This window comes from Pikeienuella piscinae, assembly GCF_011044155.1.
Lineage (GTDB): Bacteria > Pseudomonadota > Alphaproteobacteria > Rhodobacterales > Rhodobacteraceae > Pikeienuella > Pikeienuella piscinae.
Map to the genome: position 1 here is coordinate 2,856,333 of NZ_CP049056.1, position 23,427 is coordinate 2,879,759.

Here is a 23,427-nt window from a genome sequence, read left to right on the forward strand (position 1 = left end):
AGGAGAGATGCAAGGTGACGCAACCGCAAAGTGCCAGCCGCGCCGCGTTGTCCTGACATATGTCCGCCATTTGCGCCGATGCGCTGCGCCGTCACGCGGATTTGACGTCGAATTTCGCGGGAATTCACGCGCCCGAGCGCCCCGCGTCACGCAGCGCGCACGGACGGGACGCTATCACTCCTCTGCCGGAGATTGTGGGTCCGGCGGTCACTTGAAAGGAGCATGACCATGGAGCCGACTTCAGCCAAGGAGCTTCAGAAAGCGTTCGCCACGCGTTTGGCGCGCCACAAGATCAGCGACGACGTCATCTCGAAGGTCGCCGAGCGCGTCGCCAAGAACGGCCTCAAGGTCGGCGGCGTCGATTTCTGCCCATACGGGATCTGCATCGACTATTTCGTCGACCGGAGTTTTTCGATCGATGAATTCGTGCGCGACGAGAAATTCCGCGTCGTGAAGCTGTTCCCCTACGGCATCCTTGTCGACGACCTGTTCCGGGTGCAGGTCGAGATGCACGCGCCGGAACTGGCGGAATACGGTCTGCGCGGATGACCTGTCCGACCGCGCCTGAAGGACGGGTGCGGTCAGGCTTCCTGCCTGACCGCACGGTCCATTTGCACCCGCTCCGCCGCTGCAATCTCGCTTGCAGGCATTGCTATTCGCTGTCTTCCCCCAGGGCGCGCGACATCCTGTCGATGGAGGTTCTGACCCCGGCGCTGAGATCCCTTTACGACGAGGGTTATGAAGTCTTGAGCCTCTCGGGAGGGGAGCCGATGCTCTATCCCGAACTCGAAGCGCTGACCCGATACGCCAGGGAGCTGGGTTTTCGCATCGTCGGCATCACCAACGGCTTTCGCGTCACACCGCGTTTCGATCACCTGCTGGACTGTTTCGACGGGCTCGCGGTCAGCTTCGATGGAATGGGCGCGACGCACGATCATGTCAGGGGCTCGCCGAGAGCGTTCGACATGGCGAAAGCGGCGCTTCGGCGTCTCGCCGAGATTGGCAAACCCGCCGCGGCGGCCTTCACCGTGTCGCGTGACTCGTTGCCCGAGATCCCCGAATTCGTCGAGATGGCGGCGGCGCATGACGTGCGCGCCGTGCAGCTTCGCCCGCTGGTCATGGCGGGACGCGCGCCCGTCGCCTACGCCGATCCGGCGTTGAGCGTCGCCGACATGGGCCGGCTCTGGCTGATCGGGCGCGCGCTCGCCGCGGCGTATGAGGGACGGCTTTCCGTGCATGTCGATCTCGCCCATGCGCGGGCGATCGTCGCCGATGACGCCGCGTGGCGCGGGATGCTGAGCGAGAGCGCGCGGCTCTCGGATATCGTCAATCCGATCGTCGTGACGCCCGACGGCGTGCTGAAACCCTTCACATTCGATTTTCCGGCGGCGTTCGATCTCGGACGCATAGAGGATCTGACGGACGGCGGAGAGGCCGGGATTCGCGTCGCGGCGCGGCCGCTGAAGGGCCTCCTTGCGGCTCAACTCGCCGATCTTCGACGGCGCGAGGAGTTCATCGACTGGTTCGCGCATTGCCGCGACTTCGCCGCAGCTCTCGGCGGCGTGGTCAGATATTCGCCGGCTGCGCCATGCCGATGACATGGTAGCCGCCATCGACGAAAATCACGTCCCCGGTCGTGCCGGCGCCGAGATCGGACAGAAGATAGAGCGCGGCGCCGCCGACATGCTCCAGCGTCGCGTTGTGACGGAGGGGCGCGTTCTCTTCCGTGGTCTTGTAGACCCGCCTCGCGCCGCCAATGGCGGACCCGGCGAGCGTGCGCATCGGGCCGGGGCTGATGGCGTTGACCCTGACGCCCGCCGGGCCGAAATCATTCGCGAGATAGCGGACCGAAGCCTCGAGCGCAGCCTTGGCCACGCCCATCACGTTATAATTTGGCATCACGCGCTGCGCGCCGAGATAGGTCATGGTTATGATCGACCCGCCATCCGGCATCAGCGCCGCCGCGCGGCGTGAGACGTCGACCAGCGAATAGCAGGAGACCTCTAGCGAACGGAGGAAATTATCGCGGCTGGTGTCTGCGTAGCGGCCCGTGAGCTCGTTCCTGTCGGAGTAGGCGATCGCATGGACGAGGAAATCGAGTCCCCCCCATTCCGACTCGATCCGCTCGAAAGCCTCATCCATCGAGGCGCCGTCGGTGACGTCGACATTGACCAGGAAGTCGGAGCCGACGCTCTCGGCGAGAGGCGTCACGCGGCGCCCGAAAGACTCCCCCTGATAGGAGAACCCGAGCGTCGCGCCCTCGGCCGCGAGCGTCCGGGCGACGCCCCAGGCGATGGAGTGGTCGTTGGCGACGCCCATCACCAGCCCGCGCTTCCCTTTCATCAGATCAGCCATGATAGCGGCTCAGCAGCAACGTGGCGTTGGTGCCGCCGAAACCGAAACTGTTTGACATCACCGTGTCCAGTCCGGCGCCGTCCACGCGCTCCGTCGCGACCTCGCCGGGGCGGATCGCGGGGTCGAGCGTCTCGATATTGGCCGATGCGGTGATGAAATCGTCCTGAAGCATCAGAAGACAATAGATCGCCTCCTGCACTCCGGTCGCGCCCTGCGAATGGCCGGTCAGCGATTTTGTCGAACTGATCGGTGGGGTCTTTCCCTCTCCGAAGAGCCGGCGCACGGCCTCAATCTCGGGAATGTCGCCGACCGGCGTCGAGGTGCCGTGCGCGTTGATATAGTCGACGGCGCGCTTTTCGGTCATCGAGCCGATGGCGAGCCGCATGCAGCGTTCGCCGCCCTCGCCCGATGGCGCGACCATGTCGTGACCGTCGGAAGTGGCGGCGTAACCCGTCACCTCGCCATAGATCTTCGCGCCCCTCGCCTTCGCGTGCTCCAGTTCCTCCAGCACCACGACTCCGCCGCCGCCGGCGATGACGAAACCGTCGCGCGCCGCGTCGAACGCGCGCGATGCTTTCTCCGGCGTGTCGTTATACTTGGAACTCAGCGCCCCCATCGCGTCGAAAAGGCAGGAGAGGGTCCAGTCCAGCTCCTCGCCGCCGCCGGCGAAGACGATATCCTGCTTGCCCCATTGAATCTGCTCGACGCCGTTGCCGATGCAATGCGCCGAGGTCGAACAGGCCGAGGTGATCGAATAGTTGATCCCCTTGATGCCGAAAGGCGTGGCGAGGCAGGCGGAGTTCGTGGACGACATGCAGCGCGTGACCATGAACGGCCCCATCCGCTTTGGCGCCCCCTTCTCCAGCACGATCTGATGCGCGGCGAAAAGGTTCTTGGTGGAAGGACCGCCGGAGCCCATGACGAGGCCGGTCCGCTCATTGGAGACGTCGCCCTTCTCCAGCCCGCTATCGGCGATCGCCTGCTCCATGGCGATGTAGTTATAGGCCGCGCCGTCGCCCATGAAGCGAAGCTGGCGCTTGTCGACATGGTCGGCGATCACGATATCCGGCCGGCCTTCGACATGGCTGCGAAACCCGCGTTCGGCGTATTCCGGCGCGAAGGATATGCCGGAGCGGCCCTCCTTCAGCGACGCGGTCACAGTCTCCGCGTCCGTTCCGATCGAAGAAACGATACCGATCCCGGTGATCACGACGCGACGCATCGGCGTCTCCTTCCGCGCGGCCGGCCGTCAGGCCGCCGCTTCATCGGTGAACAGGCCGACACGCATGTCGGCGCTCGTGTAGATCGTCTCGCCGTCGGCCTCCATCACGCCGTTGGCGATGCCGAGCTTCAGCTTGCGGTCGATTATCCGCCGGAAGTCCACCGTGTAGCGGATGAGCTTCACCGCAGGCGTGACCATGCCGGAGAACTTCACTTCGCCGACGCCGAGGGCGCGGCCGCGCCCCTGAAGCCCCTTCCAGCCGAGGAAGAACCCGGTGAGTTGCCAGAGCGCGTCGAGGCCGAGGCAACCCGGCATCACCGGATCGCCAAGGAAATGGCACTTGAAGAACCAGGCGTCGGGCTTCACGTCGAATTCAGCGACGATCTTGCCCTTGCCATGCGCGCCGCCATCCGGCTCGATAGCGGTGATCCGGTCCATCATCAGCATCGGCGGCGCTGGAAGTTGCGGATTGCCGGGGCCGAACAATTCACCCCGCGCGCACGCCATCAACCCGTCGAAATCATAGCTGCTTGCGCGTTCGGCCATGCAGTGGTCCCCTGAAACTGTCGCGCCAGATTGAGTACGACCTGACCCAGATTTGTCCCTATCATCGCCACGCCGGGGCGCGCAAGCGCCGGAGCGGGCGCGCGGTGAGCGGCGTGCGCTGGGCGCGCGCGGCCCCCCACCATTTGGCGCCTATGGTAAAAAGGCTGGTTTTATGTTTTTCTCCGGTTGGATAGACGTAGGAACATCCTCGAAACGCTCATGACCGCCGCACCGAAAATCACAGATCCTTGCGCCGATGAAGACAGACCCAACGACCGGGCGGATCGCTGGCTGGCGACAGCCGGGCTGCGTCCGACGCGCCAGCGCCGCGTGTTGGCCGCGCTGCTGGTCGGCGATGGCCGGCACCGGCACGTGACCGCTGAACGACTGTTCGACGCCGCGCATGCCGCCGGCGCCGCCGTATCGCTCGCCACGGTCTACAACACTCTGAAGAGCTTCACGGAGGCGGGCCTTCTGACCGAGATCGCGGTCGATGGTGCGCGAAGTTATTTCGACACGCGAACCGAGGATCACCCACATTTTTTCTGGGAGGAAGAGGGCCGATTGACCGATGCGCCGGTCGATTCGGTCCAGTTCTCGCGCCTTCCTGACGCCCCGAAGGACATGCAGGTCGCCAAGATCGATGTGGTGATCCGCCTCCGCCGGCGCTGAGACGAACGGGAAAGACAAACCATGAAAACCAGGCGACTTGGCCGCACCGGCGCGCGCGTGTCGGAACTCTGCTTCGGGACGATGTCGTTTGGCGGCGACGCTGACGAGGCCGTATCTGGCGCTCTCTACTCGGCCTGCCGCGATGCGGGCGTGGACTTCTTCGATTGCGCCGATGTCTACGCCGGCGGAAGGTCGGAGGAGATTCTCGGGCGACTCATCAAGGGCCATCGCGACGAGGTCTTCATCACCTCGAAATGCGCCATGGGCCCGCATAAGGGCGCATCGCGCCGGACAATCCGGCTCTCCTGCGAGGCCAGCCTCAGGCGACTCGGCGTCGATCGGATCGATCTCTATTTTATGCATGTGTTCGACGAGACCGTGCCGCTCGAAGAGACGCTTCGCGCGCTCGAGGATCTTCGCGCCGCCGGAAAGGTTGCGCATATCGGTTGTTCGAACTACGCCGCATGGCAGATCGCCAAGGCGAACGGCATCGCAGCCCGCGAAGGATTTGCGCCCTTCGAGGTGATTCAGCCAATGTACAACCTGATCAAGCGTCAGGCGGAAGTGGAGATCCTGCCTCTGGCGATGGCCGAGGATCTCGGCGTGATCTCCTACGGGCCGGGGGCCGGCGGACTGCTGACCGGGAAATACGTGCAGGGCGCGGATGGGCGCTTCTCGGTGAATCAGGATTATCAGAAGCGTTATGGCGACGCATGGTTCCATGACGTCGCCGCTGCGTTCGCGGCGTTCGCTGCGGATCGCGGCGTCCACCCGATGACGTTGGCGGTCGCATGGGCGAAGGCGCATCCCGCGATCAGCTGTCCGATCATCGGCGCCCGTTCGGTCGAACAGCTCCGCGCCTCGCTCGACGCGGCGAATTTCGATATGTCGCCCGAACTACACGCCGAGATCGCGGCGCTTTCCCGCACGCCCTCGCCAGCCACCGACCGGCTGGAGGAGCAGGGCGGCTGAGCGGCCCTATTCCGTCGCGCCCGCTTCCTTTTTGACTTCCTTCGCGATCCGCGCGCGGGCGCGGGCGATCAGGCGCGCGCGGCGGCGGCGCTGATAGGTCGCGACCAGCGGCCGCACGATGAAGTAGCTGGCGACGGCGGCGATCAGCCCGGGAATGAGTCCGCCGACGAAATACGGAATCACCAGACTCTTGACGTTCTGCAGGAGTAGAACCGCCATCTGGTGGAAACCGAGCCCGGTGAAATCCGAATTGATCGGGATGCCCATTATCATGCCGCCGACCTCCAGGCAGATGGCGACGATGAAGGGGAATGTCAGCGGATTGCCGAAGAACGTGCCGATGGCGCTGGCGAAAATATTGCCGCGGCAGAGCCAGGCCAGGCCGGCGGCGACGATGAAGTGAAAGCCGAAGAAGGGTGTGAACGACGTGTAGACGCCGCAGGCGACGCCGAGCGCGATACGTGTCGGGCTGTCCGGCAGCCGCTGCATCCGGTGACGCCAATAGTCGATCACTCGCCGCCACCCCATCCGCGGCGCGATAAAGGCTCTCACCAATTCCGCGATCGGTCGCTTTTCGCGGCGCTTGAACACTGGCTCGCCTCTTCAGATCGTTCCCACTGGCGGCCCAAACGGCCGCCTCGCCCACATCAACCCCGATAGACCAGCCAGCGCCGGCGCGCTATGCCGAAAGGTGCTGGGGTTCTTCAACCTCCGCCTGTTTCAGGGGCGGCGCAGGCTGGCGCGTGCGATGCACGTCGGTGACGATGGTCTGTGCTTCAAGAGCGCTCAGGATCGCGCTCATGTGCTTCACGTCCTTGACCGTCAGGCTGATGCGCAAGCGCCAGAAATCCGGCATCCGCGCCAGCGTCGTGATGTTCTCGATATTCGCCCGGTGTTCGCCGACGAGCGTGGCGATCGCACCGAGCGCGCCGGCCTGGTTGGCCAGTGTCACTTCGATGGAGGTGGAGCGACCGCCGAGTTGCGCGGCGTCTTCGTCCCATCTGAGGTCGATCCAGCGTTCGGGGTGCTCCTCGTGAGCCACAAGGCCGGCGCAGTCGATGCAATGCGCCTCGATACCGCGCTTGCCGCGGATGCCGACGATGCGCTCGCCCGGAATCGGCTCGCAACATGTGGCGAAGCTGAACTCAAGCCCGGCCGGCGCGCCGACGACGAGCCGGTGCGGACGCCCCGTCGCGTCCTCCGGCTCCGCCGCTTCGGTCTCCAGGATGCCGGGATAGACTGCGGCGACCAGACGGCGCCCGGAAAGCTCGGCGGCGCCGAGAGCGGCGAGCAGGTTTTCGACCGCAGCGAAGCCGAGCTTGCGCGCAGCGGTCTGCAGCGCCTTCGATCCGCCGTCTAGCTTGCGGCGTTCGAAGGCCAGGCGAGCGATCTCTTTGCCGAGCCGGATATGCTCGTCCCGTTCTTCTTCGCGCAGCGCCCGGCGGATCGCGGCGCGGGCGCGTCCGGTCTTCGCCATGTCCATCCAGACCGGGCTGGGGCGGGAGCTTTCGACTCTGATGATCTCCACCGACTGCCCGTTCCGAAGCCGGGTCCAGAGCGGAACGCGCGCGCCGTCGACCTTGGCGCCGACGCAACTGTCGCCGATCCGGGTGTGGATCGCATACGCGAAATCGATCGGCGTCGCCCCGCGCGGCAAGCCGTACACGTCGCCCTTCGGCGTGAAGCAGAACACCTGGTCGTGGAACATGTCGAGCTTGACCTGTTCAAGAAACTCCCGCGGCGCGTCGCCCTTCTCCATTCTTTCGACCAGACCTGAAAGCCAGTGAAAGGGATCGACCGCGAACGGGTTCTGGCTTCTCCGCCCTTCCTTGTAGGCCCAGTGCGCGGCGACGCCGGTCTCAGCGACCTCGTGCATTTCGCGCGTGCGGATCTGGATCTCGACCCGGCTCGCGGCCGGCCCGTAGACGGTGGTGTGAAGGCTCCGATAGCCGTTGGATTTCGGCCCTGAAATATAATCCTTCATCCGCTCCGGCACGACGCGCATGGCGGTATGCACGGCGCCGAGCGCGTTGTAGCAGGCGGGAATATCGCGGGTGATGATGCGAAAGCCGTAGATGTCGGAAAGCTGGCCGAAGCCGATCTGCTTTTCCTCCATCTTCCGCCAGATCGAATAGGGTTTCTTCTCCCGCCCCTCCACTTCGGAGGAGACCCCGGCCTCGTAAAGCGCCTGTTCGATCGCTGTCTTGATGCGCGGGATGAGATCGCCGGTCTCCTTCCGCAGCTTCAGGAAGCGGCGCATGATCGAGGTGCGCGCCTCCGGGTTCAGTTCCTCGAAGGCGAGGTCCTCCAGCTCTTCGCGCATCTGCTGCATGCCCATGCGCCCGGCGAGCGGGGCGAAAATATCCATCGTCTCGCGGGCGATGCGCGCGCGTTTCTCCGGGCGCAGCGCATTGAGCGTCCGCATGTTGTGGGTTCGGTCGGCGAGCTTGACCAGAAGGACGCGCACGTCGCGCGACATGGCGATCAGGAGTTTCCTGAAATTCTCCGCCTGCTCGGTTTCCCGACTGGCGAGCTCGAGCTTGTTGAGCTTGGTGACGCCATCGACGAGTTCGGCGATCTCGGCGCCGAACAGCTCCGTGATCTCGGCGAAGGTCGCCTCGGTGTCTTCGATCGTGTCATGGAGGAGCGCCGTGACGATGGTCGCGTCGTCGAGCTTCAGCCCGGTGAGGATCGCGGCGACCTCCAGCGGGTGTCCGAAATAGGGTTCGCCTGAAGCGCGCTTCTGCGTCGCGTGCGCGCGCGCGCCGTATACATAGGCGCGGTTGAGCAACGCCTCGTCGGCGCTCGGGTTGTAGGCCCGCACCATTTCGACAAGTTCGAACTGCCGGATCACTTCGTCTCGCTTCGCCCCGCCTTGCCGTTGAAACGCTAATCTAGGCTTCGAACCTCACAAACGCGAATCGGTATGAAGATTAACGCGCGGGCTTCCAGCGACGCGACGTCGCAGCGGCGAAGAACGGCGCAGAGGCGCGTGTCTTCGGCGGCGGGTTCACGGATCATCGCGTCCACCCGGCGCCAGCCTCGCCACCAGCCGGCCGGCGCGCGACTCCCTGGCGCGTGACAGGCGCGAGGTCGGTTCTACGCGGTCTCGCGCGCGCCACGCGCCACGCGGCCGTGATCGTCGGCCGCCGCGATCGGCAGGCGGGAACCCGCCGAAGCGGAGCCGAAAGGCGCCGGAGCGGACCGTAGCGCGTGAATCGGGCCGTAGTTGAATATGCGCACATGGGCGACCACCGCCGCAGCGGCGCGACTTTCTGGTCTCGCCGCACGAAGGCCTTCGTGCCACGTGCGCGCCCTTTCACAATCCGAATAACGGTCTGCGTCAGTTTCGATCCGGTCGAAAAGCTCAGCGACACGACCGATGGAACCGTGTCGCATGTCGATGAAGCGGCGGGTCTTCTCCGGGTCGAAGCGTTCGATCTGTTTGGCGAACGTCGGCTCAGCGCCGAGAAGGCGCGGGTTCGCAAGCGGCGGCGGGATACGCGTGGCGCTGAGGGCCCCCTCCCGATGCGAGGGAAGATCACTTGAGCGATTGTGCGTCGCAGCATAGTCTTTCGCCCGTTCTCATCCCGAAACGCGACACGGAGGCTGCGCCATGGCTGCTGAAAGTGCGAAGACGCCCGCCAGCGGGGCGCGACGCCGCCGGGCCGCCCCAAAGGCGGGCGGCGGTTCATCGCCGCACCGCAAGGCGAAGCATCAGAAGTCGATCAACCTCGCGCTCCAGGGTGGCGGTAGCCACGGCGCCTTCACCTGGGGCGTGCTCGACAAGCTGTTCGAGGATGATCGCGTCTGGATCGAGGCGATCAGCGGCACGTCCGCCGGGGCGATGAACGCCGTCGTTACGGCGCAGGGGCTCTACGAGAACGGTCCGGCAGGGGCGCGCCGGCGTCTTGACGAATTCTGGCGCGCGGTTTCGAAGGCCGGACAGTCGAGCCCGATTCAGCGTTCGATCTGGGCGCAAATGACGGGAGACTGGTCGCTTGAGACGTCGCCTGGCTATCGCTTCTTCAATGCGCTGAGCGGTCTGGTTTCGCCCTATGATTTCAACCCCGGAAACATCAATCCGCTCCGCGATCTCGTCGGCGCAATGGTGGATTTCGACAAGGTTCGCGCGTCCGGGGAAATGGCGGTCTATATCGCCGCGACCACCGTGGAGACGGGACGCGTGCGGATATTCGAAGGCGAAGAAATCACGCTCGATTCGGTCATGGCGTCAGCCTGCCTGCCACAGCTGTTCAAGGCGGTGGAGATCGACGGCAAACATTACTGGGACGGTGGTTTCATGGGCAACCCGCCGCTCTACCCGTTCTTCTACGACAGTCCGGCGCGGGACATCGTGATCGTTCAGATCAATCCGGTCGTCCGCGAGGGCGAGCCGCGCACCGCTGCGGAAATCACCAATCGCATGAACGAGATCACCTTCAATTCGGCGCTCCTGCACGAATTGCGCTCTATCGATTTCGTCGCGCGGCTCCTGGAGGACGGCAAGCTCGATCCGGCGCAGTATCGCAAGATGAACGTCCATATCATCCATTCGCGAAAACGGATGCGTCCGCTGGATGCGTCGTCGAAGATGAACTCGGAATGGGCGTTCCTGAAACATCTCTTCGAGATCGGCCGCTACGCCGCGACCAATTGGCTAAGGCGGTATTACGACGATGTCGGCGAACGCAGCAGCATCGATATCCGCGAGATGTTCCAGGGCCGCCCGGAGCCAAAAGGCGACTGAGCCTTCGCCGTCAGGACTGGCTCTGCTCGGCGAGCAGTGCGCGTAGAAGCTGCTCTTCGCTCAGGTCGTCCGCCGCCGGCTTGTCGCTGTTTTCTTCGCCCATCAGCATCGACATCCGGTCCTCTTCCGGCTCGTCGACCTCGATATGACGCTGAAGCGCTTCTATCGCCTGCTCGCGCAGATCCTCGACCGGGATTGTCTCTTCGGCGATCTCACGCAGCGCGACGACCGGGTTCTTGTCATTGTCGCGATCCAGCGTGAGAGGTGAGCCGGTGGCGATCTCGCGGGCGCGATGCGCGGCCAGCATGACGAGATCGAACCGGTTCGGAACCTTGTCTACGCAGTCTTCGACGGTGACGCGGGCCATGAGCGACGCTCCTTCCGGGAATGTCCTTGAAGCGCCGCCATATGGCGCCTCCGGCGTCGGATTGCAAGACCTGCGGCGGCGTCACTTCTCGGCTGGCGGCGAGGTCGCCGCATCGCCGGAAGACGGCGCGCCGGCGAGCGAAAGCCGCTTCGGCTGCGCCAACTGGTCGCCGACGCGCGGCGCCTCCAGTAGCCAGAAGAGAAGATTGTCGCCGAAGACCGCGCTCTTGGTGATGTCGACATGCTCTTCGGGCAGCAGCAGCACGGACCGGTATTGCACCGGCGAACGCAGTCCGAGCGCGTAATCGCCGTCCTGCCGCTCGTCGAGGAGTGAGGACGCGCGGAGCACGACGCCGTCGCCCTCCTCCAGCTTCACGATATCGACATGACCGTTCTCGGGGTCGAACTCGACTGCGGCCGGCGTCTCGAATCCGCCGCCGACGACGAGGTAGAGATCGAGCCATTCGGGCACATCGACCGGCCTGTCCATCGCCCGCTGAAACTGCTCGGCGCGCGCGAGGATCTTGGCGAGATGGCGCTTGGCGCGGGCGCGCCGGGACGCCGCCGTGGGTTCATCGGGCATGAGGATCTTCAGGACCGGGTCTTGCGACGGATTGAGGATGCCCCACTCGTAGCGATCCCACATGTCAACGTCGAAGAGACTTACGAACTCGTCCGATCCCTTGATCTTGACCCGCCGGTGACGGTCCCGCGGGAAAAGCTCATAGGTCGAGACATGCGTGCCCAGGAGCGCCGGCTCATAGGTTGGCTGAAATGGGCCCAGGGTCTTGCCGTTGACGAGATTTTCGAATGAAAGCACCGATCCGGTGTTCGGCGGCGCGATGAAAATGGCGCGATTCACGTTTTTCGCCCCCGCCCAGGTGACTTCAGGGAGCGAGCCGTCCTCGGGCAGATCGGCGCCGCCGTACATGAGATAATAGCGCGCCACGAGACCGCCCATCGAATGAGCGATCAGGTCGAACGTCACCGGCTTGGGGTCGCCCCCGAAAACGCTCCGCCTCGTCTCTCTCACCTGCTCGTTCTTGCGCTTGACGAAATAGTCGAGGTCGCTCGCCGCTTCGACGATGTCGCGCCGCCAGTCATAGGGAAACTCGAAACTGTCGAGATTGATCTCCCGCTCCGTCTTCTCCTCTTCGCGCGTTTCGCGAAAGTCGAAGCCGCCGGCGATCAAGGTCTCGATCACGCCACGATAGATGTCGAGCTCCACGGGAATGCCGAGGATGGAGGCGCGCGCGACGCGTAGGACGCCGTCCGGTCTGAGATTGTCGCGGAGCTCCCGGAGCCTCTCATCCCCCTCGCCGATGGGCAGTGCGATGAGGCGGGCGTTTTCAGGATCGTCGGGGTCGACGCTCAACCCGTTGGCGCCGCCCCACACCACGACGCCTGACTCGGTATCTACCAGACGCGAGCCGAGCGTGCCCGGAATCGAGATGACCGGATTGCGTTCCTGCGACTCGAAACTCGCCGCCGAATCGTAGAGCGTGTCGAGATTCGGCGCTTTCGGCTCCGGCGCGCAGGCGGAGAGCGGAATCAGAATCCCCAGCGTCCAGCAGCGTCTTGCAAATCCGCGCGCGCCCCCTCTCATCCCCGCGACCCCCCGATCCGGACTCGTTCTCTGCGCGGACGTTAGCAGATCAACGCATGGGCGGAACAGCCCCTGTCGCCGCGACCGCGGCGGACAGCCCGGCGGACGGGCTGGTCAGCGCCGGTCGCGACGCGAGCGCCGCCGCTGGCGCCATCGACGCCTGCGCGAGTGCGACAATATCGGCGGTCGAACGGTCGATCGCGGCGGCGATGATGTGGGCGTAGGTATCGAGGTCACGCGCTTGAAACGCCGCGAGCGCTCCTTCGATGAACGTGATCGTCAGCCGTGCGCCGGCGGGTAGAGCGAACCGTTCGAAGATCGCGCGGGTCGGCGCTTCGGTTGTCGGGACGGTGATCAGAACATCGATCAGGCCGCCCTCCCCGGCGGCGCGCGCCGCTTCCTCGGCCAGCGCGGCGTCCACCCGCACCGCGCCGGCGCGTTCGGCGCCCGCCGCGATCGTGGTGCAGGTGAGCAGAACCCCGTCAGCGCCGCTTTCCTCCGCCAGCGCGCGGAGCGCGGCGGCCGTCTCCTCGATGATACCCTCGTCGGCCTCGCCGGCGGCGAGGGCGCGCTGCAAGAGATCCTCGCGAACGCCGTGAATCAGCTCGACACCCGGCGGACATGCGGCGTCGAAGAGCGCGGCGTTGGCGTCAAGCGTGTGCAGACATGCGATTTTCATGTGTCATGATCCCTTCTCGCCAACCGGTATAGCACATGCGGCGCGAGCGGGCTTTCACGTTTGAGGGCCGGATGCATGAACCCGCCAACCCTTTCGCGGACCATGCCGATCCTCTCCATCACCGCCATAGAGCGGTGGTTGCCGGTCGTCGTGAAGGCGACGATCTCGTCGAGTTCGAGCGTCGTGAAACCGTATGTCAGCCAGGCGCGCGCCGCCTCCGATGCGAATCCCCTGCCCCATGCCGCGCGCCGAAGCCGCCAGCCGATCTCGACGCAGGGGGTGAAATGCGCCGCGAAGCCGGGACGATTGAGGCCGCACATCCCAAGAAAACCGCCGCCTTCTTCCGCGATCGCGGCGAACCCGAAACCGTGCGCCAAGGTCCGTTCACGAATCGTGGCGATGAGATCGTCGCTCTCCGCGCGGCCCAGCGGCGCTGGAAAATGCGCCATCACCTCAGGGTCTGCGTTCAATTCGGCGAAGGGCGCGTGATCGTTCGCCTCGAACGGCCGCAGGATCAGCCGTCCAGTCTCCAGCCTCATTTCCGGGGAAGCCGGTAGCTGCCCTCCGGCAGGTTCAGCGCCGCCTGCAGATCGCGGAGCTGGTTGAACGAGAGGGTGACGCGCAGCGTCTCGTCGCGTCGCGGATCGTATTGTTCGACGGTGACGCAATCGTCGAAGATGTTGATCGCGACATCCTCCTTCAGCGGCGCCGCGCCCTCATCGACCAGCGTCACCACGCTGGCGTCGAATTCGTGCTCGATGGTGAACATCCCGCCTCCGTTCAGGTCCGTCGCGCCCAGAGGTCGTATTCGGCGGCCTCCTCGATCGTCACCTCGACGATATTGCCGGGGGCGAGGCCCGCGAATCCCTCATCGATGAAAACCTGGCCATCGATTTCCGGGGCGTCCATCTTCGAGCGCGCGACGGCGCCCTCGTCATCGACCTCATCTACAATGACCTCGATCCGGGTTCCGACCCGCGCGGCCATCTTTTCCTCGGAGATCCGCTGCGAAACCTCCATGAAGCGGGCGTAGCGTTCCTCCTTCACCTCGTCGGGAAGATGACCTTCAAGCGCGTTTGCGCGCGCGCCGGCGACATTCTCGTACTTGAAGCAGCCGACCCGATCGAGCCGGGCCTCGCGCAGCCAGTCGAGCAGATGTGCGAACTCCGCCTCGGTCTCTCCCGGATAGCCGACGATGAAGGTCGAGCGGAGCGCGATGTCGGGGCGCTCGCGCCGCCAGGCCGCGATCCGGTCCAGCGTCTTCGCGGAGGCGGCGGGGCGCGCCATGCGTTTCAGGACATCGGGATGAGAATGCTGGAAAGGAATGTCGAGATAAGGAAGCACCTTCCCCTCCGCCATCAGCGGGATCAGCCGATCCACATGCGGATAAGGATAGATATAATGGAGGCGCACCCATATGCCGAGCTCGCCCAGGGCCGACGCAAGATCGGTGATATGCGCGCGCCGCGCCGCGCCGCGCCAGGGGCTTTCGGCGTAAGCGATGTCCTTTCCATAGGCGGAGGTGTCTTGGCTGATCACCAGAAGCTCCTTCACGCCGGCCTCCGCCAGCCGCTCGGCTTCGCGCAGCACCGCGCCGGCGGGGCGCGAGCGCAACGGGCCGCGCATCGCAGGGATGACGCAGAACCGGCATTTGTGATCGCAGCCTTCCGAGATTTTCAGATAGGCGTAATGGCGCGGCGTCAGCCGGACGCCCGCCGCCGGGATCAGATCGACGAACGGGTCGGGCGCGGGGGGGAGCGCGGCGTGCACCGCGTCCAGCACCGCCTCGTATTGCTGCGGGCCGGTGACGGCCAGCACCTTCGGGTGCTTCTCCCTGATCAGGCCCTCGTCGGCGCCGAGGCAACCTGTGACGATGACCCTGCCGTTCTCCGTCAGCGCTTCGCCGATCGCCTCCAGGCTTTCCGCCTTCGCGCTGTCCAGAAAGCCGCATGTGTTAACGATCACCGCGCCGGCCCCCTGATAATCGGGCGAGAGCGCATAGCCCTCCGCCCGAAGTCGGGTCAGGATACGTTCGGAATCCACCAGCGCTTTCGGGCAACCGAGCGACACCATGCCGACCCGCGGCTGGCCTGGGCGCGGCGGTTCTGCGGCGTTGATGCGCGGCGCGAGGTCCGGGCGAAGTTCTGGCGGGTTGAGTTTCATCGCGCGCGTATACAGAACGAGCGGGCGGGAAACCAGCGCGCTCTAGCCGAGCTTTTTCAGGATTTCGACGGCGAGCGCCATGATCTCTGTCGCCGCTTTCGAGGATTTCGCCGTTTCGGTGACCGCCCCGCCCTTGCCGAATGCGGCGGCGAAGGCGATGCGGTTGCCGATCCGCTGGGCCATCAGCTCGGCGCCTTCCGCCTCAAGCATCGCCGCCATTTCCTCTGCCACCAGGCCACGGGGGGCACCCGGTTGAGAACCACGCGGGCGTCCGCGCCCTGTTTGGCGGCGGCTCTCAGCGTCGCTCGGGTCGCCCAGACGTCTGGCGCCGATGGCTGGACCGGGCTGATGACAAGGTCGGTCTCACGCAGAACGCGGTTCAGCATCACGTCCGCGGCGCCCGGACAGTCGATCATGATCAAGTCGGAATCACGCGCCGCTTTGCCGATATCCGTTCCGACGCGCCATTCGCTCGATTCAATCAGGTCCATGTCAGGTTCGCCGCGCCCGCGAATCCGCTCGTCCATCCACGATGTGAGCGTCCGCTGCGGGTCGAGATCGATCAGGCCGATCCGCCGCTTCCGGCCGACCCCGCCGCCGCCGCTCGCATACACGACGGCGAGCTGGGTGAGCAGCGTCGTCTTGCCCGAGCCGCCCTTCTGTTGAGCGAATGTGAGAACCTTGGCCATATTCGCCTCGCGAGTAGCGGTTCGCATCCTCATAACAGAACTGTTGCAGTGCAGCAATTGAGCCTGGCCTTTTTGGCGCGGATTCTGCGTTGGAAACGAGTTGCGTGTTCCTGGTTCCTTCCGTTTACCGCCGATCCGCACCGCGCCTTCGCTCGTGGTCGAACGTGCGGTTCGGATCGTGCTTCCGCCCAGACTGGCGCTCTGATCACAAGGGGTGGCGTGGACGACGTGGACCGGAACGTGAAAACAGAGGCGCCGATCGTGTAATACGAGAATCGTCAAAGCCCGAATGCGGGGGCGAAAGCGCGATTCGCGCCCGATTCGGCGCTCTGGCTCTCCTTGCCAGGGCGGGCGCGCCCTTACAATAAAAGCCATTCGTGAATAGCCGAGTCCCTCTGTGAGCGGTATTGCAAGCGCCGCGCGCTGCGTGGCTCACGCCAAGTGAACCACAGGATTCTGCAAGTTCACGATTTTCGCAATTGAAGTCAGGAAGATACGGGCTTTCGTGACCGCACTCTCCGGTCTGCGCCAATGAATGGCGTTCGTGTGACGCTTCGGCGGCCATCCATGCGTTGGAGCGATGAAGAATTATTCACGAGGCTTGGTTAATGACGAATAACGACTGGCGGCGATGAGAAGCGGCTCGCGGAATTGGTGAAATGGTGTAGCTTGATCGTTACGAACAGCGACGATGGGTCAGGCCCCCTCCACATTAGGCTTGATCCGGAACCATCCCGCCCCACAACGGGTATGGAAGTCCTGAACCGAGCGATCCATGATCGCCCGATACGGCGTTCCGGGAAATGCCCCACACCCCGGAACGCCGTTTTCATGTCCGGCGGTCGGCGTGACCCTGATGAAAGCGGGATCATAATCGCGATAAGCAGCCGATTGCGACGAAGTCGGCCATCGCCGGGGTCAAGATACCGTGAATACGGGCGACCGCCTTGCGGCTCCGTCGCGCTATTCCCCCGGGTCCCGTGACGAGAGGGCGGAGCGGCGCAGTTCAGCGGCGATCCGGCCGACGCCGTGTCGCGTCTTTCGCCATTTCGAGGGCGCGCTTACCAGCTCCCATAGCGCCAGATAGGCGGCCGCGGCGCCGAACGCCCAGTAAAGCGGCAGCGTCAACACCCAGCCGACCAGATTGAGTCGGTCCCGTCGCCAAAGGCCGAAAGCCGCGGCGGCGAACATGATCGGCAACACGGCGGATGTCGTGATGACGAGCGCGTCGGTCGCGGCGCCGGCCCCGGCGGCGCGAAGATTGACCCAGAATCCCGCGAGTGACGCGAGCCAGAGCCAGGGTAGCAGTAGATAGCCGAGCACTGCGCAAAGCAGGATCAGGTTGAAGCCGATAAACCGCCACGCTCCGAGATCCGCGAGAAGCTCCACGGGCCGGCGCATGTGCGTCACCCAGGTGGAGAGGTAACCTTTCAGCCAGCGGGAGCGCTGCCGGATCCAGGCGCCCGGGCGGCTGCTCGCCTCCTCCTCGGTCAGCGAATCGGATAGCGCTGTCTTCAGCCCGGCGCGCGCCAGCATCATGCCGAGATCAGCATCCTCGGTCACGTTGTGGCTGTCCCAGCCCCCGGCGGTCTCCAGCGCCTCGCGGCGAATGAAAAGCGACGTGCCGCCGAGCGGAATCGGCATGCCGAGCCCGAACAGTCCCGGCAGCATCGCATCGAACCAGCTTGCGTATTCAATCTCGAAACAGCGCGTCAGCCAGTTTTCAGTGGCGTTGTAGTAGCCAAGCCGGGCCTGGATGCAGGCGACATCCGGGGCTTCTGCGGTGAACTGCGCGGCGATCTTGCGAATCTGGTCGGGCGCTGGTCTGTCCTCGGCGTCATAGACCCCGATGAACGCGCCGCGCGCGAAATCGAGCGCGAAATTCAGCGCGCGCGGCTTGGTGCGGGGCGCGCCGTCGGGAGCGATCAGAATCTCGACATGCGGCGGCGGGTTCAGCGCCTTCAGCGCATCCAGCGTCGCACTGTCGTCACGCTCCAGGATCACCTTAATATCGAGGAGTTCGGGCGGGTAGTCCAGCGCGCTGAGAGAGCGGAGCAGAAGCGGCGCAGTCTCCGGTTCGTGATAGAGCGGCACAAGCAGACTGACGACTGGGAGAGGGCGAAAATCCGCGGATTCGCGCGTTTGCTTGCGCGCCTGCGGGCGCGCGCGCGGGTGAGCAAGAAGCGCGGCGCCCCAGAGCCCGCCATTGGCGATCATCACCCCCGCCGATGACCAAAGGAAGAGGGCGAGCGCCAGATCCGGGCGCGTCACCGCAAGCGCGGCCGCGCCGGTCAGCGCGGCGACCGCTGCGCCGCGCTGCCAGCCGGCGGCGCCAGAGCGAAGGCTCCTTGCATCAGGCCGCCGCACGGCGGAGCGCTCGGCCAGGCGCGGTCCGCAGGCGTCGATCAAAGCCCGCGACAGCGCCCGCGCCTCGACCGCGGCGACGTCGGTCGATCCCCCGCCCCGCTGCGCCAGACGGGCTGCGGCGGCGTCGGGGGTGGCGGCGACATAGATGACGACGCCCGCCTCTATCCGCCATGGCGCGATGCGCTCACGAATGAAGAGATCAATATCCTCCGGGCGAATCAGCGCGGCGTCGAGCGAAGAGAACCGGAGATCGATGAACTCGAACCCCGCCTGTCGGGCGGCGGCCGCGGCGACGGCGGAACGGTCGACGCCCCCGCGCACGACGAGGATCTCGCCGATCCGCGCACGGCTGTCGCGCTGAGCGATGAGCGAGAGCGCGAGCGCGTCCCGGTCGATCACCCCTTCGGCGAGAAGGATCTCCCCCAAACGTCGGTGGTCGCCATGGTAGTTTGGGCGCGCTTCTCGGTCCTTCGCCATCAGCGCGCGCGTCGCAGGACGATATATCCCGCCATCGGCATCGCTCCCCCCAGGATCCGCGCACGGGTGACGCGGAAAGGGAAGTCTGTCGTACAACGATTAAGAGCTGATTAACCGCTAACGCCGCCTGGCCGCGACGTCGCTCATCCCATGGATGTGAGGAACCGTTCGAAAAGGTAGAAACTGTCTTTCGGCCCGGGGCTCGCCTCCGGATGATGCTGGACCGAGAATACCGGCTTGCCCTTCACCCGAATGCCGCAATTCGATCCATCGAAGAGCGAGACATGGGTCTCTTCGACGCCGGCAGGCAGTGTCTGGCCATCCACCGCGAATCCGTGGTTCATTGAGGTGATCTCGACTTTCCCCGTCGCCACTTCGCGCACCGGGTGATTCGCGCCATGATGGCCATGGTTCATCTTGACAGTCTGCGCGCCGAGCGCCAGCGCCAGCATCTGGTGGCCGAGACAGATTCCGAATAGCGGAACCCCCGCCTCCAGAACGCCCCGGATCATGGGCACGGCGTAAACGCCGGTCGCCGCCGGGTCGCCTGGCCCGTTGGAGAGAAAGACGCCGTCCGGGCGGTGCGCCAGCACTTCTTCGGCCGTGGCCTGGGCCGGCAACACGATGACGTCCGCCCCGGCTGAAACGAGACAACGCAGAATGTTGCGCTTCGCGCCGAAATCGATTGCGACAACCTTTTTCGACCCGGCCTCCCGCCGGGGATAGCCGCCGGGCCAGTCCCAGCGTCCCTCGTCCCAGCGGTAGGATTGCGGACACGTGACGTCCCTGGCCAGGTCAGCGCCTTCGAGGCCGGCGAACGCGCGCGCGATCTCGATTAGTCTTTCGCTGTCAGGCGCGCCATCGTTGGAGAAACCGAGCGCCGCGTGTGGCATGCCTTTGTGCCGGATCGTCCGGGTCAGGCGCCTGGTGTCGACGCCGCCGATCGCGATTCGCCCGCGCCGGGCGAGCCAGTCTGAAAGCGATTCGGTCGCGCGCCAGTTCGAGGGCGCCGTCGGGTCCATCCGCGTCACCATGCCGAGCGCGGCGGGCCGTTCAGTTTCGTCGTCTTCCAGATTGGCGCCGGTATTGCCGATATGCGGGAAGGTGAAGGTGACGATCTGCCCCGCATAAGAGGGATCGGTCATGATCTCCTGATACCCGGTCATCGCGGTGTTGAAGCATAGTTCGCCGGCTGCGACGCCGGTGGCGCCGAACCCGCGGCCATGGAACAGCGTTCCGTCGGCGAGAGCGAGACAGGCGTTGGGCGGCGCAAGCGCAGGCATGGGTATTTTCCTAACGGTGAGTCGCCGGAAGCTATTGAAGCTGAGAGGCGCCGTCAACAGCAGGCTTCGCTCCGATTAAGTGTATAAAAACAGAGCGTTACCGAATTCTGTAGAATTTGCGAAAGCGTTACGTCTGCGCTAAGTTGGCCGTGAATGTCGCAGGAGCGACGCTACCGGGAAACACCATGTTGCGCGATCGGATCAACACCGCGCTGAAAGCGGCGATGAAGGACAAGGAGCAGTTGCGCGTCTGTACGCTCCGCTTGGTTGTCGCCGCCCTCAATGAGCGGGAAATCGCCGCGCGGGGCGGCGACGACCCGACGGAACTGACCGATGCGGCGACGCTCGACGTGCTCGCCAAGATGGTCAGGCAGCGAGAGGAAAGCGCCAAAGCCTATGACGAGGGCGGGCGCCCAGAGCTCGCGAAACAGGAACGCGCGGAGATCCGGGTGATCCGTGAGTTCATGCCCAAACCCCTGCCGCCGGAGGAGGTGACGGCGGCGGTGCGCGAGGCGATCCGCGATTCCGAGGCCCACACGATCAAGGACATGGGCAAGGTGATGGGCGTTCTGAAAGCAAAGTATCCGGGGCGGATGGATTTCGGCAAGGTTGGCGCGACGGTGCGTCAGGCGCTGGGCTGATCCCGGCGGGCTTGGGCGGGGAGGCTGCACGATGAACGCGAACGAGCCCGGGCGGCGCTGGCACGACATGGGCGGCCTGGGCGATGATCCGGCCGGCGCCATCGACCGCGAATCGCACGATTACGCGCTTTGGGAAAAACGCGTCGATGCGTTGATGGTGCTCGCATCATCCAAGGGCTATTTCACCGTCGATGGCCTGCGCCGCGTGCTGGAGGACATGCCGCGCGAGGCATTCGAGACACAGAGCTATTACGAACGCTGGGTGCAGTCTGTCACGCAGAACCTCATGGAGGCGGGCGTCTTCACGCCGGGAGAACTTGGCGTGAAGATGGAGGAAGTGGCGGCGCGGGGCGAAACCTACGGCGAGTGCTCGCTCGGCGATTAGCCATAAGGGCGAAGGAGGAGATCATGCCCTATCAAGTTGGCGAAGCCGTCCGGCTGCTGCCGCTTGCGCCGCCGGGCCATGTGCGCACACCTTGGTATCTGCGTGGCAAGATCGGCGTGATCGAGCGTGACTTGGGCGAGACCGGAGATCCGGAGGCGCTGGCCTATGGCCGGACCGATGCGCCGCCACGACGCCTCTACCGCGTGCGCTTCTCCATGGATGCGATCTGGGGCGCGGCGGCGGAGCGGCCGGAGGATCGGCTCGACGCGGAAATATTCGACAACTGGCTGGAGCCCGCAGATGCCCCCGCATGATCATCACGACCATGACCATCATCACGAGGGTATGAGCCCTTCCGGCCACCCCTATCGCCCCGATCAGGACGCGCCGCTCAGCTATTTTCAGCGGATGGAGATCGCCGTGCGCGAACTTCTGGTGGAGAAGGGCGTGACATCGGAGGCGGAGATTGCGGAGCAGGTGGCTGCGATGGACGCGCGTTCGCCGGCGCTCGGCGCGGCGGTCGTAGCGCGGGCCTGGACCGATCCCGAATTCAAGGCGCGGCTCCTCGCCGATGGATCCGCCGCATGCGCGGAGATGGGCGTTCCCGTCGAGGCGATGAAGCTGATCGTGGTCGAGAACACGCCTGAGACGCATAACGTCGTCGTCTGCACGCTTTGCTCCTGCTATCCGCGCAATCTTCTTGGTCTGCCGCCGGACTGGTACAAGCAGCGCGCCTATCGGAGCCGCACGGTTATCGAGCCGCGGAAGGTTCTGGCGGAGTTCGGTCTGACACTTCCCGAGGGAACGGACGTGCAGGTCCACGACTCGACTGCGGACATGCGCTATCTCGTTCTGCCGATGCGGCCCGCGGGAACGGAAGATATGGATGAGGCCGCGCTCGCGGCGCTGGTCGGCCGGGATGCGATGATCGGCGTTGCGGTGCCCACCGCATAAGACATTTCGCGCGAGAAGCGCGGCGGCGTCAGTGAAGCGAAACCCGCGCCGCCCCGAGGATCGGCCCGCCGGCCCCATCCTGCACCAGCACCGCGACCCCATCGACGCCGGTAGGACGGGGCGCACGCAGCGACAGCGGCGCGCCATCCCATCCGCCAAGATCCGACCAGCCCTTCACGACATTGTGGTAGACCATGTCGCGGCCGCGGTTCTCGCCCTTCTTGATCTCGACCCGCTCGGTGTCGGAAAAGAGAGCCATCAGCAGTTCGCCCTTCATCTTTCCGGATTCTCCGGGCGGCGGGGCGCCGGGCGTGACTTCCACTAGTATATCGTTCCCCTCGAGCCGCAAGCTCACCCGCGCCGGGGCGGGCGCAGCGAGCTGGCGCTCAATCGCGGCGCGCACTTTTTCGACCTGGCTGCCGATGGCGTGTTCACGTCCCTGAATCACCATTTGCGGCGTATAGATCATGCGCTCGTTCATCGTTTCGGCGTAGGCGCGCTGCCGGGTCGTGTGGTCAGGTGAGCCGAATAGGTCGCGCCAGCCCAGGTAATCCCAGTAATCGACGTGCAGCGACAGTGCGATGACATCGTCGCGCGCGGCGATCCTGCCCAGTTCTTCATCCGCCGGCGGGCATGAGGAGCATCCCTGCGAGGTGAAAAGCTCGACCACGACAGGATGCCCGGTCGCCTGCGCAGCCACCGGTCCCGCGCCCAGCGCCGCGATGGCGGCGGCGAAGATCGAGATTGCGATCGAGATTGCGTGGCGCCCCATGCGCATGACCCCCAGATGACCGGATTATCCGAGAACTACGCCCGCGTCCGGGCACATGCGAGTCAAGACTTCGGGAGGACGGTCGCGTCCCTGCCGAATATCGAGAGGTCCAGCGGCAGCCCGGCGCCGAGCCAGATCGCGCGGTCGCGGTGATCCGCGAGGGGATCGCCGGTTTCCGGATGCGCGAAGACGATCAGACCGTTACGGTTCAGCGCGAGCCAGGGGAGCAGCGCGGCGAAGACCGCCGGTGCGCATGCGAGTTGGCGCGAACCCATCGGATGTGGCCCGACGGGGCCGGTATGCGCCCGCCCGAGGACGAGCTCGAAACGCGCGGCGGCGGCCTCGGACAGCGCGATGGCCGCGTCCATTGTCGTCGCGTCGAAATATATGTGGGCGTGATATGAGTCGATCAATTGGTCGGGATCGAGAATTCGGGGGGGAGGAGTGGTCGCGTCTGTCATCCGCGGAGTATGACGAATGCTGGCTCCGGAAAAAAGCGCGCCAGGGCGCCGATCCCCGACAAAATCG

General features: G+C 65.1%; 26 protein-coding genes. 9 read left to right on the forward strand and 17 right to left on the reverse strand.

The features are described from left to right. The first annotated feature begins 228 nt into the window (after positions 1 to 228). Both G5B40_RS13530 and G5B40_RS13535 read left to right on the forward strand, forming a co-directional pair. On the forward strand, positions 229 to 549 hold the full coding sequence (locus G5B40_RS13530) for a hypothetical protein (RefSeq protein ID WP_165099570.1): 321 nt from the start codon (positions 229 to 231) through the stop codon (positions 547 to 549). Next, complete coding sequence (locus tag G5B40_RS13535) at positions 546 to 1,598, forward strand: radical SAM protein (RefSeq protein ID WP_165099572.1); 1,053 nt, start codon at positions 546 to 548, stop codon at positions 1,596 to 1,598. Before G5B40_RS13530 ends, G5B40_RS13535 begins: the two co-directional genes overlap by 4 nt. Here G5B40_RS13535 and G5B40_RS13540 read toward each other — a convergent pair. Genes G5B40_RS13540 through fabA form a run of 3 tightly spaced genes read right to left on the reverse strand, consistent with a single transcriptional unit; the run spans position 1,567 to position 4,123 of the window. Next, a complete protein-coding gene (locus tag G5B40_RS13540) occupies positions 1,567 to 2,355 on the reverse strand; it encodes an enoyl-ACP reductase FabI (RefSeq protein WP_165099574.1) in 789 nt (262 codons plus the stop codon). The genes G5B40_RS13535 and G5B40_RS13540 overlap by 32 nt on opposite strands. After that, positions 2,348 to 3,577, reverse strand: a complete 1,230-nt coding sequence (gene fabB, locus G5B40_RS13545; protein ID WP_165099576.1) for a beta-ketoacyl-ACP synthase I — start codon at positions 3,575 to 3,577, stop codon at positions 2,348 to 2,350. Before fabB ends, G5B40_RS13540 begins: the two co-directional genes overlap by 8 nt. A gap of 27 nt (positions 3,578 to 3,604) precedes the next feature. Continuing rightward, positions 3,605 to 4,123: a bifunctional 3-hydroxydecanoyl-ACP dehydratase/trans-2-decenoyl-ACP isomerase gene (fabA, locus tag G5B40_RS13550; protein WP_165099579.1), complete on the reverse strand. Its 519-nt coding sequence runs from the start codon at positions 4,121 to 4,123 to the stop codon at positions 3,605 to 3,607. 219 nt (positions 4,124 to 4,342) lie between these two features. On the opposite strand from fabA, the gene irr reads away from it, so the two are divergent. Both irr and G5B40_RS13560 read left to right on the forward strand, forming a co-directional pair. Next, positions 4,343 to 4,795 (forward strand): Fur family transcriptional regulator Irr, encoded by a 453-nt coding sequence (gene irr, locus G5B40_RS13555; protein ID WP_165099582.1) that lies wholly within the window; start codon positions 4,343 to 4,345, stop codon positions 4,793 to 4,795. Positions 4,796 to 4,816: 21 nt separating this feature from the next. Next, on the forward strand, positions 4,817 to 5,767 hold the full coding sequence (locus G5B40_RS13560; RefSeq protein WP_165099584.1) for an aldo/keto reductase: 951 nt from the start codon (positions 4,817 to 4,819) through the stop codon (positions 5,765 to 5,767). 6 nt (positions 5,768 to 5,773) lie between these two features. Here G5B40_RS13560 and G5B40_RS13565 read toward each other — a convergent pair whose 3' ends face one another. Both G5B40_RS13565 and G5B40_RS13570 read right to left on the reverse strand, forming a co-directional pair. After that, positions 5,774 to 6,280, reverse strand: a complete 507-nt coding sequence (locus tag G5B40_RS13565; RefSeq protein ID WP_165099586.1) for a DUF2062 domain-containing protein — start codon at positions 6,278 to 6,280, stop codon at positions 5,774 to 5,776. A 166-nt stretch (positions 6,281 to 6,446) separates the two neighbouring features. Next, the gene (locus tag G5B40_RS13570; RefSeq protein ID WP_165099589.1) at positions 6,447 to 8,621 is read right to left on the reverse strand and encodes a RelA/SpoT family protein; all 2,175 of its coding nucleotides are present in this window, start codon (positions 8,619 to 8,621) and stop codon (positions 6,447 to 6,449) included. Positions 8,622 to 9,383: 762 nt separating this feature from the next. Between G5B40_RS13570 and G5B40_RS13575 the strand changes: the two genes are divergently transcribed. Further along, complete coding sequence (locus G5B40_RS13575) at positions 9,384 to 10,517, forward strand: patatin-like phospholipase family protein (RefSeq protein ID WP_165099592.1); 1,134 nt, start codon at positions 9,384 to 9,386, stop codon at positions 10,515 to 10,517. Positions 10,518 to 10,527: 10 nt separating this feature from the next. On the opposite strand, the gene rpoZ is transcribed toward G5B40_RS13575, so the two are convergent. From rpoZ to carA, 10 genes are all read right to left on the reverse strand, one after another. Beyond that, positions 10,528 to 10,884: a DNA-directed RNA polymerase subunit omega gene (gene rpoZ / locus G5B40_RS13580; protein WP_165099595.1), complete on the reverse strand. Its 357-nt coding sequence runs from the start codon at positions 10,882 to 10,884 to the stop codon at positions 10,528 to 10,530. An 81-nt stretch (positions 10,885 to 10,965) separates the two neighbouring features. Beyond that, a complete protein-coding gene (locus G5B40_RS13585) occupies positions 10,966 to 12,489 on the reverse strand; it encodes an esterase/lipase family protein (RefSeq protein WP_165099598.1) in 1,524 nt (507 codons plus the stop codon). A 49-nt stretch (positions 12,490 to 12,538) separates the two neighbouring features. After that, positions 12,539 to 13,168 (reverse strand): Asp/Glu racemase, encoded by a 630-nt coding sequence (locus G5B40_RS13590; RefSeq protein WP_165099601.1) that lies wholly within the window; start codon positions 13,166 to 13,168, stop codon positions 12,539 to 12,541. Then, positions 13,165 to 13,707 carry a GNAT family N-acetyltransferase gene (locus tag G5B40_RS13595; protein ID WP_165099604.1) on the reverse strand — a complete coding sequence of 181 codons (543 nt, stop codon included), beginning with the start codon at positions 13,705 to 13,707 and terminating at the stop codon, positions 13,165 to 13,167. The genes G5B40_RS13590 and G5B40_RS13595 overlap by 4 nt, the downstream gene beginning before the upstream one ends. Then, positions 13,704 to 13,937 (reverse strand): hypothetical protein, encoded by a 234-nt coding sequence (locus G5B40_RS13600; protein ID WP_165099607.1) that lies wholly within the window; start codon positions 13,935 to 13,937, stop codon positions 13,704 to 13,706. Before G5B40_RS13600 ends, G5B40_RS13595 begins: the two co-directional genes overlap by 4 nt. Before the next feature lie 11 nt (positions 13,938 to 13,948). After that, on the reverse strand, positions 13,949 to 15,331 hold the full coding sequence (rimO, locus tag G5B40_RS13605; RefSeq protein ID WP_165099609.1) for a 30S ribosomal protein S12 methylthiotransferase RimO: 1,383 nt from the start codon (positions 15,329 to 15,331) through the stop codon (positions 13,949 to 13,951). Between the two features lie 42 nt (positions 15,332 to 15,373). Next, complete coding sequence (locus tag G5B40_RS13610) at positions 15,374 to 15,541, reverse strand: hypothetical protein (RefSeq protein WP_165099611.1); 168 nt, start codon at positions 15,539 to 15,541, stop codon at positions 15,374 to 15,376. Next, positions 15,514 to 16,020: a ParA family protein gene (locus tag G5B40_RS13615; RefSeq protein WP_165099613.1), complete on the reverse strand. Its 507-nt coding sequence runs from the start codon at positions 16,018 to 16,020 to the stop codon at positions 15,514 to 15,516. Before G5B40_RS13615 ends, G5B40_RS13610 begins: the two co-directional genes overlap by 28 nt. Before the next feature lie 963 nt (positions 16,021 to 16,983). Next, positions 16,984 to 18,864: a glycosyltransferase family 2 protein gene (locus G5B40_RS13620; RefSeq protein WP_165099615.1), complete on the reverse strand. Its 1,881-nt coding sequence runs from the start codon at positions 18,862 to 18,864 to the stop codon at positions 16,984 to 16,986. A gap of 143 nt (positions 18,865 to 19,007) precedes the next feature. Then, positions 19,008 to 20,147 carry a glutamine-hydrolyzing carbamoyl-phosphate synthase small subunit gene (gene carA / locus G5B40_RS13625; RefSeq protein ID WP_165099617.1) on the reverse strand — a complete coding sequence of 380 codons (1,140 nt, stop codon included), beginning with the start codon at positions 20,145 to 20,147 and terminating at the stop codon, positions 19,008 to 19,010. A 185-nt stretch (positions 20,148 to 20,332) separates the two neighbouring features. Here carA and G5B40_RS13630 point away from each other — a divergent pair, with 185 nt between their 5' ends. From G5B40_RS13630 to nthA, 4 genes are read left to right on the forward strand one after another with little or no spacing between them, the layout of a single operon-like run. Further along, a complete protein-coding gene (locus G5B40_RS13630; protein WP_165099619.1) occupies positions 20,333 to 20,788 on the forward strand; it encodes a GatB/YqeY domain-containing protein in 456 nt (151 codons plus the stop codon). 31 nt (positions 20,789 to 20,819) lie between these two features. Then, positions 20,820 to 21,173 carry an SH3-like domain-containing protein gene (locus tag G5B40_RS21415; RefSeq protein ID WP_281350512.1) on the forward strand — a complete coding sequence of 118 codons (354 nt, stop codon included), beginning with the start codon at positions 20,820 to 20,822 and terminating at the stop codon, positions 21,171 to 21,173. A gap of 23 nt (positions 21,174 to 21,196) precedes the next feature. Then, positions 21,197 to 21,487, forward strand: a complete 291-nt coding sequence (locus G5B40_RS21420; RefSeq protein ID WP_211907330.1) for an SH3-like domain-containing protein — start codon at positions 21,197 to 21,199, stop codon at positions 21,485 to 21,487. Beyond that, the gene (gene nthA / locus G5B40_RS13645) at positions 21,474 to 22,127 is read left to right on the forward strand and encodes a nitrile hydratase subunit alpha (RefSeq protein WP_246209521.1); all 654 of its coding nucleotides are present in this window, start codon (positions 21,474 to 21,476) and stop codon (positions 22,125 to 22,127) included. The genes G5B40_RS21420 and nthA overlap by 14 nt, the downstream gene beginning before the upstream one ends. Before the next feature lie 28 nt (positions 22,128 to 22,155). On the opposite strand, the gene G5B40_RS13650 is transcribed toward nthA, so the two are convergent. Both G5B40_RS13650 and G5B40_RS13655 read right to left on the reverse strand, forming a co-directional pair. After that, on the reverse strand, positions 22,156 to 22,899 hold the full coding sequence (locus tag G5B40_RS13650; protein ID WP_165099621.1) for a DUF1223 domain-containing protein: 744 nt from the start codon (positions 22,897 to 22,899) through the stop codon (positions 22,156 to 22,158). A gap of 62 nt (positions 22,900 to 22,961) precedes the next feature. Continuing rightward, the gene (locus G5B40_RS13655) at positions 22,962 to 23,267 is read right to left on the reverse strand and encodes a DOPA 4,5-dioxygenase family protein (protein WP_246209522.1); all 306 of its coding nucleotides are present in this window, start codon (positions 23,265 to 23,267) and stop codon (positions 22,962 to 22,964) included. Positions 23,268 to 23,427 lie beyond the last annotated feature (160 nt).

Coding starts and splice junctions, on each gene's coding strand:
- G5B40_RS13530 (WP_165099570.1), top strand. CDS start 229: ATGGAGCCGACTTCAGCCAAGGAGCTTCAGAAAGCGTTCGCCACGCGT.
- G5B40_RS13535 (WP_165099572.1), top strand. CDS start 546: ATGACCTGTCCGACCGCGCCTGAAGGACGGGTGCGGTCAGGCTTCCTG.
- G5B40_RS13540 (WP_165099574.1), bottom strand. CDS start 2,355: ATGGCTGATCTGATGAAAGGGAAGCGCGGGCTGGTGATGGGCGTCGCC.
- fabB (WP_165099576.1), bottom strand. CDS start 3,577: ATGCGTCGCGTCGTGATCACCGGGATCGGTATCGTTTCTTCGATCGGA.
- fabA (WP_165099579.1), bottom strand. CDS start 4,123: ATGGCCGAACGCGCAAGCAGCTATGATTTCGACGGGTTGATGGCGTGC.
- irr (WP_165099582.1), top strand. CDS start 4,343: ATGACCGCCGCACCGAAAATCACAGATCCTTGCGCCGATGAAGACAGA.
- G5B40_RS13560 (WP_165099584.1), top strand. CDS start 4,817: ATGAAAACCAGGCGACTTGGCCGCACCGGCGCGCGCGTGTCGGAACTC.
- G5B40_RS13575 (WP_165099592.1), top strand. CDS start 9,384: ATGGCTGCTGAAAGTGCGAAGACGCCCGCCAGCGGGGCGCGACGCCGC.
- rpoZ (WP_165099595.1), bottom strand. CDS start 10,884: ATGGCCCGCGTCACCGTCGAAGACTGCGTAGACAAGGTTCCGAACCGG.
- G5B40_RS13585 (WP_165099598.1), bottom strand. CDS start 12,489: ATGAGAGGGGGCGCGCGCGGATTTGCAAGACGCTGCTGGACGCTGGGG.
- G5B40_RS13590 (WP_165099601.1), bottom strand. CDS start 13,168: ATGAAAATCGCATGTCTGCACACGCTTGACGCCAACGCCGCGCTCTTC.
- G5B40_RS13595 (WP_165099604.1), bottom strand. CDS start 13,707: ATGAGGCTGGAGACTGGACGGCTGATCCTGCGGCCGTTCGAGGCGAAC.
- G5B40_RS13600 (WP_165099607.1), bottom strand. CDS start 13,937: ATGTTCACCATCGAGCACGAATTCGACGCCAGCGTGGTGACGCTGGTC.
- rimO (WP_165099609.1), bottom strand. CDS start 15,331: ATGAAACTCAACCCGCCAGAACTTCGCCCGGACCTCGCGCCGCGCATC.
- G5B40_RS13610 (WP_165099611.1), bottom strand. CDS start 15,541: ATGCTTGAGGCGGAAGGCGCCGAGCTGATGGCCCAGCGGATCGGCAAC.
- G5B40_RS13615 (WP_165099613.1), bottom strand. CDS start 16,020: ATGGCCAAGGTTCTCACATTCGCTCAACAGAAGGGCGGCTCGGGCAAG.
- G5B40_RS13620 (WP_165099615.1), bottom strand. CDS start 18,864: ATGGCGAAGGACCGAGAAGCGCGCCCAAACTACCATGGCGACCACCGA.
- carA (WP_165099617.1), bottom strand. CDS start 20,147: ATGCCTGCGCTTGCGCCGCCCAACGCCTGTCTCGCTCTCGCCGACGGA.
- G5B40_RS13630 (WP_165099619.1), top strand. CDS start 20,333: ATGTTGCGCGATCGGATCAACACCGCGCTGAAAGCGGCGATGAAGGAC.
- G5B40_RS21415 (WP_281350512.1), top strand. CDS start 20,820: ATGAACGCGAACGAGCCCGGGCGGCGCTGGCACGACATGGGCGGCCTG.
- G5B40_RS21420 (WP_211907330.1), top strand. CDS start 21,197: ATGCCCTATCAAGTTGGCGAAGCCGTCCGGCTGCTGCCGCTTGCGCCG.
- nthA (WP_246209521.1), top strand. CDS start 21,474: ATGCCCCCGCATGATCATCACGACCATGACCATCATCACGAGGGTATG.
- G5B40_RS13650 (WP_165099621.1), bottom strand. CDS start 22,899: ATGGGGCGCCACGCAATCTCGATCGCAATCTCGATCTTCGCCGCCGCC.
- G5B40_RS13655 (WP_246209522.1), bottom strand. CDS start 23,267: ATGGACGCGGCCATCGCGCTGTCCGAGGCCGCCGCCGCGCGTTTCGAG.